Raw genomic sequence first — 13,647 nt, 5'->3', positions numbered from 1 at the left:
GCGGGGCCGTGACGCAGACTATCGCCTTCATCAAGATGCACGGGCTCGGCAACGACTTCGTCGTGCTCGACGCGCGCGAGGCTGCGCTGCCTGCGATGACTCCGACCGTGGCGCGCGCGCTTGCCGACCGGCGGACCGGGATCGGCTTCGATCAGTTGGTGCTGCTGGAACCGAGCGCAACACACCAGTTCCGGATGCGGATTTTCAACTCGGACGGCAGCGAGGTCGAGGCCTGCGGCAATGCCGCACGGGCCGTGGCCCTGCTGCATGGCAAGGCGGCGGTGATCGAGACCGGCGGCGGGCCGATCGCGCTGGAGCCGCTGGAAGGTGGCGCGCGGGTCGACATGGGCGTGCCGCGCTTCGAGTGGGACGCAATCCCGCTCGCCTATCCGATGGACACCTTCGCCATGCCGGTGGGTTGGCCGATGGACGAAGGCGCCCTTGAAAATCCGATGGCCGTCAATGTCGGCAATCCACACGTGATCTTCTTTGTCGATGATGCTGACGCGGTGCCGCTTGATATGATTGGCCCGCAAATCGAGCATGATCCGCTGTTCCCCGAGCGCATCAACGTCAATGTCGCGAACCTTGCCGGGCCGGATCATCTGCGCTTGCGCGTGTGGGAGCGGGGCGCCGGACTGACCCGCGCCTGCGGCACCGGCGCCTGTGCCACGGCCGTCGCCGCGATCCGGCGCGGGCTGGTGCAAAGCCCGGTGCGCGTGACCCTGCCCGGCGGCGATCTGGTGATTGCCTGGGAGCCCGGCGGCACGATCCTGATGAGCGGCCCTGCGGCAGAGAGTTTCCGCGGCACTTTCGATTGGGGCGATTACGCGTGAATGCCCCGCATATCGTCACGCTAGGCTGCCGCATGAACATTGCGGAGAGCGAGCGGATGCGCGCCATGCTGGCGGGCGAGACCGATCTGGTGGTGATCAATTCCTGCGCAGTGACGGGCGAGGCGCTGAGCCAGACGCGCAAGGCGATCCGGCGGGCACGGCGCGATCATCCGCAGGCCCGGCTGATGGTCACAGGCTGCGCGGCAGAAATCGACCGGGCGGAAATCGGCGCAATGGACGAGGTCGATGCGCTGGTGGCCAACGCTGCCAAGCTCGACCCGCGCGCGTGGAACATCGCCGCCGAAGCGCCTCCGATTGCGCCGCAACGCACGCGCGCTTTCGTCGCCGTGCAAAATGGCTGCGACCATGCCTGCACCTTCTGCGTCATTCCGCAGGGGCGCGGGGTAAGCCGCTCGATGGCTATCCCGCCCGTGCTGCGCGAGGTCGAGGCGCACTTGGCGGCGGGTGCAAAGGAAGTCGTTCTCACCGGAGTGGATCTCACAAGCTGGGGCCATGACCTGCCCGGCGCGCCGCGGCTCGGGGTGCTGCTCGAGGCGATCCTCGCCGCCTTTCCCGCACTGCCGCGCCTGCGCTTGTCTTCGGTCGACGGCGTGGAGATTGATCCCGCCCTGTTTGAACTGCTGGCGCACGAACAGCGCCTCATGCCGCACCTCCACCTCTCGCTCCAACATGGGGCAGACCTGATCCTCAAGCGCATGAAGCGCCGTCACCTGCGCGACGACGCGCTGGAACTGGTTACGCGGATCAAAACGCTGCGTCCCGAGGTCGCCATCGGCGCGGACCTCATCGCCGGCTTCCCGACCGAGGACGAGGCGCACCACGCGGCCAACCTCGCGATCATCGACGATCTCGACATCGTGCACGCCCATATCTTCCCCTATTCGCCCCGCCCAGGCACGCCCGCCGCGCGGATGCCGCAGGTGGCTCGCGAGGAAGTGAAGGCCCGCGCCGCCGAGTTGCGCGCACGCTCCGCCGCCCGCCGCGCCGCGTGGCTCGAAAGCCTTGTGGGCGAAACGCTCCCCGTCCTCGCCGAACGCGACGGCACGGGCTATGCGCCAAACTACGCCCGCGTCGCGCTCCCCCCGGGGACCGTAGCGGGAGACATCATCGAAGTGACCCCAAGCGCGGTCAGGGAGGGCCTGCTCGCATGAGTGAAACCAGCTGGAGCCAGCGCCTGTTCGGCGGCTTCGCCAAGACGTCCGAGCGGCTGACCGCCAACCTGCCCGGTAGCGGCGGGACGGCGAAGCTGGACGACGCCACGCTCGACGAGGTCGAAGACGCGCTCATCATGTCCGATCTTGGTCCTTCGGCAGCGGCCCGGATCCGCGCCAAGCTGTCCGAGAAGCGCTTCGGGCTGGAGGTCACCACCCGCGAACTGCGCGAGGCGATGGCGGAAGAAATCGCCGCGATCCTTCGCCCCGTTGCCAAACCGCTTGAAATTACTGCCTTCCCGCGCCCGCAGGTGATCCTCGTGATCGGCGTCAACGGCAGCGGCAAGACCACCACCATCGCCAAGCTCGCGCACCTGTTTCAGGAGGATGATTACGGCGTGCTTCTGGCCGCGGGCGACACCTTCCGCGCGGCTGCCATTGGTCAGCTGGCGACCTGGGCGGACCGCATCGGCGTTGATCTGGTGCGCGGGCCGGAAGGCGGCGATCCGGCGGCGATCGTGTTCGACGCGGTCAAGCAGGCGACCGACACCGGGATCGACGCGCTGATCGTCGACACCGCCGGGCGGCTCCAGAACAAGAAAGAGCTGATGGAGGAGCTGGCGAAAATCCGCCGTGTCCTCGGCCGCCTCAATCCCGAAGCGCCGCATGATGTGGTGCTGGTGCTCGATGCCACCAACGGCCAGAATGCGCTCGCGCAGATCGACGTGTTCAAGGAAGTCGCCGGCGTCACCGGGCTGATCATGACCAAGCTGGACGGCACCGCGCGCGGCGGCGTGCTGGTGGCGGCGGCGGAGCAATACGGGCTCCCCATCCACGCCATCGGCGTCGGCGAGAAAATGGAAGACCTGCGCCCCTTCGACCCCGATCTGGTCGCGCGCGTGATTGCCGGAGTGGCGTGATGAGCGAGAGCGAAACCAAGAAAGCTGCTTCCAGCTGGATCAGCGTCGCGGTCGATTACGGCCCGCTGCTGGTGTTCCTCGGCGTCTATCGCTGGCAATCTCCCGCCGATCCCAGCCCGGTGGGCGAGCTGTCCGCGATCATCGCGGGCACCGCCGCCTTCATGGTCGCCGCCATCGCCGCGCTGGTGATCTCGAAATGGCGGCTGGGCAAGGTCTCGCCGATGCTGTGGTTCTCGACCGCGCTGATCGTCGGCTTTGGCAGCCTGACGATCTTCTTCGGCGATCCGACCTTCGTGCAGCTGAAGCCGACGATCATCTACGCCTGCTTCGGCGTGGCGCTGCTCGGCGGGTTCTTCGCGGGCAAGGCGCTGCTGCGCATCCTGCTGGAAGCCGCATTCGAAGGGCTGAACGAAACTGGCTGGCTCAAGCTGTCGCGCAATTGGGGGGTGTTCTTCCTGTTCCTCGCCGGCCTCAACGAGGTACTGCGCGCGCAGATGGACTTCGAAGGCTGGCTCTGGGCCAAGATCTGGGTGTTCCTGCCGCTGACCTTCCTGTTCACCTTCAGCCAGATCCCGATGCTGCTCAAGCACGGCCTGAGCTTCGAGGATCGCGACGAGCCCTTCAAGGACGAGCCGCCTACGGGAAGCTGATCAGGGTTTGACCTGTGACAGGGCGATCCGGTTGCCCTCGCTGTCCTCGATCTCTGCCACAAAGCCTGCCGTGCCGATGTCCTTTTTCGGATAGAGCACGCGCGCACCGCGTGCCGTCGCCCGCGCGATGACAGCATCAATGTCAGGCACGTCGAAATAGACCACCGGCCCGTCATGCGAAGGCCGATAGACGTCCCCCTTCGCCAGAGCCCCGCTCGCACCAGGGCGATCAGCTGCGCGCGGGAAGAACGCCATATCATACCCGTCGACGTCCTCGCGGGTCAGCGGGTAGCCGAACACATCTTCATAGAAAGCGATTGCACGGTCCAAGTCGGTGACCGGAATCTCGAAATGGAAGACCGGGTTGGCCATCGCTGCTTGCTCCTCTTCAGGCGGCTTCGCACCGCCGTCTGCCTCGGGCGTGCACGCAGCTGTCATGATGCCCAGCGGCAGAAGAGCCACAATGATCGCGCGCGACCTCAAATCTCCACTTGGCTCCCAAGCTCCACCACGCGGTTGGTGGGCAGCCTGAAGAACGCCATCGCGCTCGCTGCGTTGCGCAGCATCCACGCGAACAGCTTCTCGCGCCAGATCGCCATGCCGGGCTTGCTAGACGGGAGTAGCGTCTGGCGGGACAGGAAGAAGCTGGTCTGCATCATGTCGAAGGCGCCATCGCACAGGGTTAGCGTGCTCAGCAACTTGGGAACGTCGGTGTCCTCGAGGAAGCCGCAATAGATCGTCACGCGGTAGAAGCCGTTGCCGAGACTCTTGCACTCGTAGCGCTCGGCCTCATCCACGTAGGGCATCCCGCGCACCTGAACGGTGAGGATCAGCACGCGTTCGTGCAGCACCTTGTTGTGCTTGATATTGTGCAGCAGCGCGGACGGCACCCCCGAATTGGTCGAGGCCATAAACACCGAGGTCCCCGGAACGCGCGTGGAACTGCCATGCGCGCTCTTGGCGAATATCTCGATCGGCAGCGAACCTTCCGCCATGCTCGCCCGCATCAGCTCGCGCCCGCGCGACCAGGTGGTAAGCAGCGTGAAGATGACGAAGCCGATCAGCAGCGGAACCCACCCGCCCTGCGGCACCTTGATAAGGTTCGCGCCGAAATAGGCGATGTCGACAATCAGGAAGGCGATCACCAGCGGCAGCGCCTTCCAGACCGGCCAGCGCCACAGCGCGAACAGCACGGCAGCGAGCAACAGCGTGTCGATGAACATCGCCCCCGTCACCGCGATGCCATAAGCGGCCGCAAGCGCGCTGGATGACTGGAAGAACAGGACCAGCAGGATCACCATGATCATCAGCCCCCAGTTGATCGTGGGGATATAGATCTGCCCCGCGGCGGCCGCACTGGTGTGGCGGATCTCCATGCGCGGGATAAAGCCCAGCTGGATCGCCTGCTGGGTGAGGCTGAACGCGCCGGAGATGACCGCCTGGCTGGCAATGATCGTGGCCAGCAGCGCAAGGATAATCACCGGCACACGCACCATGTCAGGAATCATCAGGAAGAAGGGATCCTTGACCAGCGCGGCGGCTGCCTCTGGCGAGGTCTGCGAAAGGATCAGCGCGCCCTGCCCCATGTAATTGAGCATCAACGCGGGGAACACGAAGGTCAGCCACGAAAGCCCGATCGGCTTGCGGCCGAAATGGCCCATGTCGGCATAAAGCGCCTCTGCCCCGGTTACGGCGAGCACAACGCTACCCAGCGCAACGAAGGCCACGAACCCATCGGTCGCAAAGAAACGCATGGCGTTCAGCGGATTGATGGTTTCGAGGATGATCGCCGGGTTGGCGCTCAGGTGCATCACGCCCAGCGTCGCCAGCATGGCGAAGTAGGTCAGCATGATCGGCCCGAACAGCTTGCCCACCCGATCCGTCCCGCGCGACTGGATCGCGAACAGGCCGAACAGGATCGCCACGGCGGTCGGCACGATCCACGGTTTGAAGCCGGGAACGATGTATTGCAGACCCTCGGTCGCCGATAGCACGGAGATGGCAGGCGTGATCATGCTGTCGCCATAGAACAGCGCGGTCGCGAAGACGCCGAGCAGCACCAGCGGCGCAGTCCAGCGTCCCTTTTTCGAGGTCCGCTTGATCAACGCCAGCAGCGCAAGGCTACCGCCTTCACCGCCATTGTCGGCGCGCATGATGGTGAGGACATATTTGACCGTCACCACCATCATCATCGACCAGAACACCAGGCTCAGCACACCGTGGATATGCGCAGCATCAGGCGCAATGCCCGGCGCTCCATGGTGCGAGGCAAAGGTTTCGCGGAAGGCGTAGAGCGGGCTGGTGCCGATATCGCCGAACACCACCCCGACAGCGCCAACGGCGAGGGTCAGGGTGGACGCGCTATGGCCGTGGCCTTGCGCTGCGGGCGTATCGGCGGAAGTTGCTGTGCTGCTCATGATAATCGGATTTCCCGTATCCCCCCGGTACTGCCCACAAGGCCCCACGCATTTAGGCCCAAGAAGGGCGCGCGCCTAGCACTCGTTGTTCGCACCTGCAACACCTCGGCACTGATGACACCCGAAGGTCACGTCGGTCATCACTGCCCCTGGAGCATCGGCGCACGCGCAATCATGTCGTCGAGCCGCGCGACTTCGGCGCTGAGCCCCTCGCGCCACGGCGCATCGGCGGGGGAGCGTTCGACAAGCCCTGCCCACACATTGCGCGCGGCGACGATCTCCCCGCTTTGGAGATAGGCGAAGCCGAGGAAGTATTCCGCGCCCGGGTGGTCCGGATCAATGGCCCTTGCGCGGCCAAACGCCTGCAAAGCCGCTGGCGTGACAAATCCATCGGCATGGCCGACCAGCGCAAGGCCGAGCGCAAGCCAGCTTTCCAGGTCTTGCGGGTTGTCCTGCAACCCCTTCTGAAGCATCGCCGCCGCATCGCCGAACCGGCCCTGCCTCGCAAAGGCATCCGAGGTGACGAGATAGTTGGGCGACGGCAGCGTACGGCTAAACAGGGCGGCGCGTCCCTCGACCATCGCCTCGCCCTGCGTGCCAGCTTCTTCAGCTTTGGCCTTGGGCGCGGAAGGTTGGCCGGGCGAACCTTGCCAGGCATAGCCAGCCAGACCGAACACCAGCGCCGCGCCGAACAAGGTGAACCCGTGGCGTGGAAGCTTCAGGAGCAGCACCGCCGCCGCAAAAGCCGCCAGCGCCAGCGCGCCGATCGCGAGCCATCCACCGATCATGCCGCTTCTCCCCCATCGCCGCGCCGCTTGCCGAGGCGCCGCAACAACACGCCAGCGACGATCAGGATGACCAGCACCGGCACCGCGAACAGCGGCCATGTGGTGGCGCTCACTTCGGGCTCGTAGCTGACATAGTCGCCGTAACGCGCGATCAGCCAGCTGCGGATCTGGTCGGGGCTTTCGCCAGCGAGAATGCGGCTGCGCACCTGATGGCGCATGTCGCCTGCCATCGGTGCATCGCTGTCGGCAATCGACTGTGACTGGCACTTGAGACAGCGCAAGGAGTGCATCAGCTCGGTCGCCTCGGCCTCGAGCCGTGGGTCGTCGAGCTGGTTATAGGCATAGGGCGCGGGCGGCATCGTGTCCTGCGCCAAAACGGGCATGGCCAGAAACGCCAGCAGCAGTGCAAGTGCGGCGCGGATCATCGGGCCTTCTCCAGTTCGGCGAGCAACACGGGCACGTCATCAGCGCGAATGTCGCCGATATGCTGGTAGCGGATCACGCCCTTGGCATCGATCACGAAGGTCTCGGGAACGCCGGACGAGCCGATCGCGAGTTGCACCTCGGAAATCCGGTCGCTGCCGATGCGGGTATAGGGATTGCCGTAACGCGACAGGAAATTGGCGACATCCTCGGGCCGGTCGCGGATCGCGATGCCGATGATCTCCACCCCTTGCGCCTTCAACGCTTCAAGCTGCGGTGCCTCGGCGATGCAGGGCAGGCACCAGCTTGCCCAGATGTTGAGCAGCCTTGGCTTGCCGGTGAAGTCCGCCTTGGAAGCGCCCGGCAATCCGCCGAACGCAGGGTCGAGTGCGAATTGGGGCAAGGGCTGACCGATCATCGTGCTTTCGACGAACTGGTCTTTGTCCTGGGTAAGCATGTAACCCGCCAGCCCCGCGAAGAAAGCGAACAGGGCGAGTGGCACCCACAGGAACAGACGCGAGCGCATAAGCGATTACTCCGCCGGTATCGGCGTGGGCGGCGTGCCCAGCGCTTCGATATCGGCGCGGCGCTGCGCACCCTTTGCGGTTGCGCTGCGACGTTTGACGTCAACCCGCACACGGCCCGCAATTGCCAGCAGCCCGCCCAGCCCGATCAGCAATCCGCCATACCAGATGAAAGTCACAAACGGCTTCCACCAGATGCGGATCTGCCAGCGCCCGTCCTCGGCCTGATTGCCGATCACCGCGTAGAGCTGGCCGTCCCATTTGGTCAGCAGCGCGCTTTCGCTGGTCGACATCGGCGGCGACCAGAAGCTGCGCGCCTGCGGGTTCAAGATCACCGGCTCGCCGCCATCCTCGCTCACGGCAAGGCGCGCTTCGATCGCGGTCCAGTTCGGCCCGGCAACCGGCGTAACGCGTTCCAGCGTGACCGCAAAATCACCGATCTGCTCGGTCCCACCCGGCGCCACGGCGGCGAGGCGTTCTTGCGAGAAGGCGCCTTCACAGGCCATGCCGAACAGCGAGACCGCGACGCCGAAATGGGCGAGCACCATGCCCCAGGTCGCCACCGGCACGCGCTTCAGATTGCGGCCGCGCAAGGGGAGGAATGCCGCCACGGCCAGCGCGGCGGCGAGCCCGAGGCCGAGCAGGGGCAGCAGCGGGAACTGGCCGAAGAAGCTGACCGCCGCGATCACCCCGATCACCAGCGCCGCGATCAGCGCGAGTTCGAACTGCAGCCGCGCAGGCTTGTCGCTCTTCCAGCGCAGCAGCGGGCCGACCGCCATCACAAGGAACATCGGCACCGCAAAGATCGCCGAGGCCGGATTGAAATACGGCGGGCCAACCGACACGCGCACATTGAACGCCTCGGTCAGCAGCGGATAGAGCGTGCCAAGCAGCACGATCGCGAGGATCGCCGAAAGCATCACATTGTTGAACACGAGCGCGCCTTCACGGCTGGCGACGGCAAAGCGCTTGCCCTCGGCTACGGCGCCCGCGCGCAGGGCAAAGATGGTGAAAGCACCGCCGATATAGAGGCCCAGCAACCCGAGGATGAAGGCCCCGCGCTCAGGATCGACCGCAAAGGCGTGGACTGAAGTCAGAACGCCCGAGCGCACCAGGAACGTGCCGAGCATCGACATCGAGAACGCCAGCACGCCGAGCATGATCGTCCACGTCCGCAACGCATCGCGCGCGGCGAGCACGCTCACCGAATGCATCAACGCGGTCGCGGCGAGCCACGGCATCAGCGAGGCGTTTTCGACGGGATCCCAGAACCACCAACCGCCCCAGCCCAGCTCGTAATAGGCCCAGTATGATCCGGCCGTGATCCCCAGCGTCAGCAACACCCACGCGCCCAGCACCCAGGGGCGCATGACGCGGGCGAAGGATGGGTTGACCTCGCGGGTCAGCAGCGCGCCCATGGCAAGGCTGAAGGCGACCGAAAGACCGACATAGCCTGCGTAAAGCGTCGGCGGATGGATCGCGAGGCCGATGTCCTGAAGCAGCGGGTTAAGCCCCGTCCCCTCGGCCGCGGGCACCGGCAGGCGCTCGAACGGATTGGAGGACAGCAGCAGGAAGGCGTAAAAGCCCAGCGCGACAAAGCCCTGCACCGCAAGCGTCGCGCCCATGGTGCGTTCGGGAAGGCGCTTCTCGAAGGCGGCCAACAGCCCGCCCGAAGCCGCCAGCACGCCCACCCACAGCAGCATCGACCCCTCGTGGTTCCCCCATGTGCCGGTCAGCTTGTAAAGCAGCGGTTTCATGGAATGGGAATTGGCCGCCACCAGCTTGATCGAAAGGTCGGTGATCGCAAAGGCGCGCAGCAGCAAAATGAAGGCCAGCACGGCAAGGAAAGCCTGCACCACCGCCGCCGGGCGGGCATAGATCGCCAGCGGATTGACCTCACCCTCGGCAGATTTCAGCGCGAAGGCGCCCGAGACCATCTGGAGCACCGCTAGCGCCGCGGCGAGCCAGAGGGCAGCCAATCCGATTTCGGCAATCATTGCTTGGCCCTCGTCTGTGGCACGATTTTAATTCAGCCCTACGGTCGTTTCGGCGGCCATTTTTGCGGCGTCCTGCGTCCCCATGCCCTCAAGCTCCTTGGGGACATAATTCTCGTCATGCTTGGCGAGCAGGTTGGTCGCGATGAACACGCCATCGGGGCCAAGGCTGCCTTCGGCCACCACGCCCGAATTCTCGACGAACAGATCGGGCAGGATGCCGCTGTAGCGTACCGGAATGGCATCGGCGGTGTTGCCGGTGACCATGAAGTTGACCGTCACGCCGTCAGCCTCGGTCTTGATCGAACCTTTTTGTACCATCCCGCCGAGGCGCACGGCCTGACCGACGTCTGGCGGGGTCGCCGCCATCTGTTCGGGCAGGTAAAAGTAATTGGCCTGATTACGGAGAGACCAAGCCGCCAGCAGCCCCGCGCCGACAATGGCGAGAAGCGCGATAATCACGAGGACCAGACGTTGATGCTTGGCTTTCATCCCATCTCTCCCGTTCAACGCCGCCGTGTGGCGTCACGCCGCGCTTCGGCACGGGCCATGGAACGCCACGCCCAGACAATCAGCAATGCCAGTGCAATCGCGCCCACGCCATAAGCGAGCCAGACGAAATCCCACTGGTTCAATTCTTCGCGCATCACGCCTGCTCCATCACGGGGGCGACGCTGGCGGGTGCATCGTCATCCATCGCGCGGCGGCGCAGGCGGGCTTCGACCTGTTGTTCGGCAATCAGCGCGCGCATCCGCATCAGCACGATCGCGCCAAACAGCAGGGAAAAGCCGACCACCGCAACGAGCAGCGGCACAAGGAACGTCGTCTCGATCGCGCTTTTGCCTGCGGTGATGCTTGGCGGTTGATGGAGCGAATTCCACCACACCACCGAACGGTTGATGATCGGCACATTGACCGCGCCTACCAGGCCGAAGATCGCGGCAATCTTGGTCGAGGAGCCTTCACGCTCAGCCGCTTCGGTCAGCGCGATGTACCCGGCGTATAGGAACAGCAGCACGAGCATCGAGGTGAGCCGTCCGTCCCACTCCCACCAGGTGCCCCAGGTTGGGCGGCCCCAGATCGATCCGGTGGCAAGGCAGATTGCGCAGAACACCATCCCCGGCACGGCAATCGCGCGGGCTGCCAAGGCGGCGAGCGGGTGCTTCCAGATCAAGAGCATGGCGCTGGAAATCGCGATCCCCGCCCATCCCCCCATGCCAAGCCATGCAGCGGGCACGTGGATGAACAGGATGCGCACCGTTTCGCCCATCAACCGGTCGGGCGGAACAACGAACAGGCCCCAGCACACCGCGCCGATCGACAGCACCAGGCCGCTCCAGAACAGGAGCGGCATCAGCCACTTTGCAAGCGACAGAAAACGGGTGGGATTGGCGTAAATGTGCATGATGTTTCGTGTCTGGCCGGGCTTGTAGCCTTACACCCGTTCCCGACAAGAGCGCAAATGGCGGGGCGGCGGAATTGTTCCCGCCCTCCAGGCCCGATCAGCCGCGGCCGATCAGCTTTTGCGCCATCCGGTCGGCCACCACATCCGACGAAATGCCGGTGCTCGCGCTTTCCTGCCAGATCGATTCGAGCCGCCCGGGGATCTGTTCGACCAGCGCATTGACCTCGGCAACGTCGCCTGTGCGTCCGTCACGGCCCGCGAGATATTCGGTCGCGACCGAGATGATGCCGCCCGCGTTGATCACGTAATCAGGCGCATAGAGAATGCCGCGCGCCGCAAGCTTTGCGCCGTGTTCCGGGCGGGCGAGCTGATTGTTCGCCCCGCCCGCGACCACCGCGCAATCAAGCGCGGCGATGCCGGTGTCATCAAGGATCGCGCCCAGCGCATTGGGGCTGAAGACATCGCAAGGCGTGGCCATGATGGCGTCCGAAGCGACCGCCGTGCCGCCAAGCTGCGCTGCAAGCGCCGCCGCGCGGGCTTCGTTGATGTCGGCAAGCGTCAACTTCGCGCCGTCCTTTGCCAGAAGCCGCGCGACGCCGCCGCCGACTGAACCGGTGCCCTGCACCGCGACATGCACGCCCGCAAGGCTGTCCTTGCCCAGCTTGTGCCGCACCGCCGCCTTGATCCCGAGATAGATCCCGTAAGCCGTGAAGGGGCCGGGATCGCCGCCGGCACTGCCCTCACCCGCCACCGGCAGGCCCGAGACATGCGCAGTGCGCTGCGAGACCGCGACCATGTCCGCCTCCGAGATGCCGACATCCTCGGCCGTGACATAGCGTCCGCCAAGACCTTCCACCGCGTCACCGAAAGCGGCGAGCATCTCGGGGGTCTTGATACGCTGCTCGTCCGCAAGGATCACGGCCTTGCCGCCACCCATTGGCAGCCCGGCCATCGCGTTCTTGTAGCTCATCCCGCGCGACAGGCGCAGCGCATCGCGCATCGCGCCGGCGGGATCGTTATAGTGCCAGAAACGGGTGCCGCCCGCAGAGGGGCCGAGATGGGTCGAATGGACCGCAATAATCGCCGTCAGCCCGCTCGCCCGGTCGTGAACCAGCTGCACAAGTTCATGCGCGTCGAAATCGGGCTCGGCCCAGAATGCGGTCATGTCGTGTCCCCTGTGGGGCGCGGTCTTTGACAGCAGCAGGGAGAAATGGGGCGATCAACGGGGTTCGAACCCGCGACCTCCGGTACCACAAACCGGCGCTCTAACCAACTGAGCTATGATCGCCACACGCCCCTGCCCGCAGACACCGTTCCGGTCGCTGCCAAGCCCGTGCGAGATGGGCGGCTTTACGCGAGGCAGAAGCACCGTCAAGTGCACTGGCAAGGGAGGCGCGCCTCTTGCACAAAGCCTGTCTCAAGGGAAGCGAAAACTGCGCGGGAGCGCTTCGCACGCAAGATAATTGCGCGGGCGCAAAAGCGTTGCCTCGCGCCCCGCGGCTTCTATTCTCGTCCGGCAATGACGACGATCAGCGAATCCATCGCCGTGCGCCTCGCCGCGCAGCCCGGTATGCAGCGGGTTCCAAGCCCGAAGGCCGCCGTGTTCCAGCAGAAACGATTCGTATCCGATGATCTCGCCGCCGATCTGATCGCGCTGATTGAGGCTGGCCGCCGCCCCTCCACCATCGCCGACGACAATGGCGATGCCTATTTCCGCACAAGCGAAACCTGCGACCTTGATGCCGCCCTGCCCGCCGTCCAGCAGATCGAGGCGATGCTGACGGAGCTGTCGGGGATCGATCCGGCCTATGGCGAACCCTTGCAGGGACAGCGCTACGCCGAGGGGCAGGAGTTCAAACCGCACACCGATTACTTCGCCCCCGATGGCCGCGACTACCAGCGCTACTGCGCATTGTCGGGCAACCGGACGTGGACCTTCATGGTCTATCTCAACGATGTGGCGGCTGGCGGGGCGACGCGGTTCAAGCTGCTCGACAAAACCTTCCAGCCCGAGGCGGGCAAGTTGCTGTGCTGGAACAACCGCCTGGCTGACGGCGCGGTCAACCCTGCCACGCTCCACCACGGGATGAAGGTGCGCAAGGGCGTCAAATACGTCATCACCAAGTGGTACCGTGAGCGCGAGTGGCAGGGCTGACACCTGCGCCGGAATCGAAAAGGGCGACCCCGTCGGGCCGCCCTTCTCACGCAACCCGAAGGCTGCGAACCGGATGGCGCTGCCACAAAGGGCGCGCCTGATCTCGACTTACTTGTTCTTAAGGCTGAGCCCGCCGAAACGCTTGTTGAACTGCGCCACACGGCCGCCTTCCGACGCCTGCTGACGGCCACCGGTCCAGGCCGGGTGGCTGAGGGGATCGATTTCGAGCGACAAGGTGTCGCCTTCCTTGCCCCAGGTCGAGCGGGTCTGGAACTCGGTACCATCGGTCATCTTGACCGTGATCATGTGATATTGGGGGTGACCTTCGGCCTTCATGACGTGATCCTTTGCAGCGTGGCGCCG

General features: G+C 65.2%; 16 protein-coding genes and 1 tRNA gene. 5 read left to right on the top strand and 12 right to left on the bottom strand.

Annotated elements, in window-relative coordinates; all coding sequences use genetic code 11:
* Positions 1-35 precede the first annotated feature (35 nt).
* The 4 genes from dapF to KVF90_RS10015 are packed head-to-tail and all read left to right on the top strand — an operon-like array spanning position 36 to position 3,578.
* Positions 36-836 (top strand): diaminopimelate epimerase, encoded by an 801-nt coding sequence (dapF, locus tag KVF90_RS10030; RefSeq protein ID WP_413677029.1) that lies wholly within the window; start codon positions 36-38, stop codon positions 834-836.
* On the top strand, positions 833-2,008 hold the full coding sequence (locus KVF90_RS10025; RefSeq protein WP_264391442.1) for a MiaB/RimO family radical SAM methylthiotransferase: 1,176 nt from the start codon (positions 833-835) through the stop codon (positions 2,006-2,008). The genes dapF and KVF90_RS10025 overlap by 4 nt, the downstream gene beginning before the upstream one ends.
* On the top strand, positions 2,005-2,928 hold the full coding sequence (gene ftsY, locus KVF90_RS10020) for a signal recognition particle-docking protein FtsY (RefSeq protein WP_264391441.1): 924 nt from the start codon (positions 2,005-2,007) through the stop codon (positions 2,926-2,928). The genes KVF90_RS10025 and ftsY overlap by 4 nt, the downstream gene beginning before the upstream one ends.
* Positions 2,928-3,578 carry an inner membrane-spanning protein YciB gene (locus KVF90_RS10015; RefSeq protein ID WP_264391440.1) on the top strand — a complete coding sequence of 217 codons (651 nt, stop codon included), beginning with the start codon at positions 2,928-2,930 and terminating at the stop codon, positions 3,576-3,578. Before ftsY ends, KVF90_RS10015 begins: the two co-directional genes overlap by 1 nt.
* Here the strand turns inward: KVF90_RS10015 and KVF90_RS10010 are convergent, their stop codons facing one another.
* From KVF90_RS10010 to KVF90_RS09960, 11 genes are all read right to left on the bottom strand, one after another.
* Positions 3,579-3,950, bottom strand: a complete 372-nt coding sequence (locus tag KVF90_RS10010; protein ID WP_264391439.1) for a VOC family protein — start codon at positions 3,948-3,950, stop codon at positions 3,579-3,581.
* A 107-nt stretch (positions 3,951-4,057) separates the two neighbouring features.
* Complete coding sequence (locus KVF90_RS10005) at positions 4,058-5,995, bottom strand: potassium transporter Kup (RefSeq protein WP_264391438.1); 1,938 nt, start codon at positions 5,993-5,995, stop codon at positions 4,058-4,060.
* Positions 5,996-6,135: 140 nt separating this feature from the next.
* Positions 6,136-6,783: a tetratricopeptide repeat protein gene (locus tag KVF90_RS10000; RefSeq protein ID WP_264391437.1), complete on the bottom strand. Its 648-nt coding sequence runs from the start codon at positions 6,781-6,783 to the stop codon at positions 6,136-6,138.
* Entirely contained in the window at positions 6,780-7,208 is a 429-nt protein-coding gene (locus KVF90_RS09995; RefSeq protein ID WP_264391436.1) for a cytochrome c-type biogenesis protein, read from the bottom strand. The genes KVF90_RS10000 and KVF90_RS09995 overlap by 4 nt, the downstream gene beginning before the upstream one ends.
* Positions 7,205-7,732, bottom strand: coding sequence for a DsbE family thiol:disulfide interchange protein (locus tag KVF90_RS09990; RefSeq protein WP_264391435.1), 528 nt, complete (start codon positions 7,730-7,732; stop codon positions 7,205-7,207). Before KVF90_RS09990 ends, KVF90_RS09995 begins: the two co-directional genes overlap by 4 nt.
* Positions 7,733-7,738: 6 nt before the next feature.
* Complete coding sequence (locus KVF90_RS09985) at positions 7,739-9,727, bottom strand: heme lyase CcmF/NrfE family subunit (protein ID WP_264391434.1); 1,989 nt, start codon at positions 9,725-9,727, stop codon at positions 7,739-7,741.
* A 27-nt stretch (positions 9,728-9,754) separates the two neighbouring features.
* Entirely contained in the window at positions 9,755-10,216 is a 462-nt protein-coding gene (ccmE, locus tag KVF90_RS09980) for a cytochrome c maturation protein CcmE (protein WP_264391433.1), read from the bottom strand.
* 14 nt (positions 10,217-10,230) lie between these two features.
* Positions 10,231-10,371 carry a heme exporter protein CcmD gene (locus tag KVF90_RS09975; protein WP_264391432.1) on the bottom strand — a complete coding sequence of 47 codons (141 nt, stop codon included), beginning with the start codon at positions 10,369-10,371 and terminating at the stop codon, positions 10,231-10,233.
* Complete coding sequence (gene ccmC, locus KVF90_RS09970; protein ID WP_264391431.1) at positions 10,371-11,129, bottom strand: heme ABC transporter permease CcmC; 759 nt, start codon at positions 11,127-11,129, stop codon at positions 10,371-10,373. The genes KVF90_RS09975 and ccmC overlap by 1 nt, the downstream gene beginning before the upstream one ends.
* A 97-nt stretch (positions 11,130-11,226) precedes the next feature.
* The gene (locus tag KVF90_RS09965) at positions 11,227-12,294 is read right to left on the bottom strand and encodes a Leu/Phe/Val dehydrogenase (RefSeq protein WP_264391430.1); all 1,068 of its coding nucleotides are present in this window, start codon (positions 12,292-12,294) and stop codon (positions 11,227-11,229) included.
* A gap of 46 nt (positions 12,295-12,340) precedes the next feature.
* Positions 12,341-12,417: transfer RNA gene (locus KVF90_RS09960), tRNA-His, on the bottom strand.
* Positions 12,418-12,648: 231 nt separating this feature from the next.
* Between KVF90_RS09960 and KVF90_RS09955 the strand changes: the two genes are divergently transcribed.
* A complete protein-coding gene (locus KVF90_RS09955; RefSeq protein WP_264391429.1) occupies positions 12,649-13,284 on the top strand; it encodes a prolyl hydroxylase family protein in 636 nt (211 codons plus the stop codon).
* A gap of 108 nt (positions 13,285-13,392) precedes the next feature.
* On the opposite strand, the gene rpmE is transcribed toward KVF90_RS09955, so the two are convergent.
* Complete coding sequence (gene rpmE, locus KVF90_RS09950) at positions 13,393-13,620, bottom strand: 50S ribosomal protein L31 (RefSeq protein WP_264391428.1); 228 nt, start codon at positions 13,618-13,620, stop codon at positions 13,393-13,395.
* Positions 13,621-13,647 lie beyond the last annotated feature (27 nt).

The sequence above is a fragment of the Porphyrobacter sp. ULC335 genome (genome assembly GCF_025917005.1).
In the GTDB taxonomy this organism is placed as follows: domain Bacteria; phylum Pseudomonadota; class Alphaproteobacteria; order Sphingomonadales; family Sphingomonadaceae; genus Erythrobacter.
The sequence above is the reverse complement of the archived record's forward strand: the minus strand, read 5'-3'. Positions and strand labels throughout refer to the sequence as shown.

Bases quoted from the DNA above. Each gene is read 5' to 3' on its own strand.
- ccmC (WP_264391431.1), bottom strand. From the start codon at position 11,129: ATGCACATTTACGCCAATCCCACCCGTTTTCTGTCGCTTGCAAAGTGG.
- KVF90_RS09985 (WP_264391434.1), bottom strand. From the start codon at position 9,727: ATGATTGCCGAAATCGGATTGGCTGCCCTCTGGCTCGCCGCGGCGCTA.
- KVF90_RS09955 (WP_264391429.1), top strand. From the start codon at position 12,649: ATGACGACGATCAGCGAATCCATCGCCGTGCGCCTCGCCGCGCAGCCC.
- KVF90_RS10010 (WP_264391439.1), bottom strand. From the start codon at position 3,950: ATGGCCAACCCGGTCTTCCATTTCGAGATTCCGGTCACCGACTTGGAC.
- KVF90_RS10005 (WP_264391438.1), bottom strand. From the start codon at position 5,995: ATGAGCAGCACAGCAACTTCCGCCGATACGCCCGCAGCGCAAGGCCAC.
- KVF90_RS09990 (WP_264391435.1), bottom strand. From the start codon at position 7,732: ATGCGCTCGCGTCTGTTCCTGTGGGTGCCACTCGCCCTGTTCGCTTTC.
- dapF (WP_413677029.1), top strand. From the start codon at position 36: ATGCACGGGCTCGGCAACGACTTCGTCGTGCTCGACGCGCGCGAGGCT.
- ftsY (WP_264391441.1), top strand. From the start codon at position 2,005: ATGAGTGAAACCAGCTGGAGCCAGCGCCTGTTCGGCGGCTTCGCCAAG.
- ccmE (WP_264391433.1), bottom strand. From the start codon at position 10,216: ATGAAAGCCAAGCATCAACGTCTGGTCCTCGTGATTATCGCGCTTCTC.
- KVF90_RS09965 (WP_264391430.1), bottom strand. From the start codon at position 12,294: ATGACCGCATTCTGGGCCGAGCCCGATTTCGACGCGCATGAACTTGTG.
- KVF90_RS09995 (WP_264391436.1), bottom strand. From the start codon at position 7,208: ATGATCCGCGCCGCACTTGCACTGCTGCTGGCGTTTCTGGCCATGCCC.
- KVF90_RS10015 (WP_264391440.1), top strand. From the start codon at position 2,928: ATGAGCGAGAGCGAAACCAAGAAAGCTGCTTCCAGCTGGATCAGCGTC.
- rpmE (WP_264391428.1), bottom strand. From the start codon at position 13,620: ATGAAGGCCGAAGGTCACCCCCAATATCACATGATCACGGTCAAGATG.
- KVF90_RS10000 (WP_264391437.1), bottom strand. From the start codon at position 6,783: ATGATCGGTGGATGGCTCGCGATCGGCGCGCTGGCGCTGGCGGCTTTT.
- KVF90_RS09975 (WP_264391432.1), bottom strand. From the start codon at position 10,371: ATGCGCGAAGAATTGAACCAGTGGGATTTCGTCTGGCTCGCTTATGGC.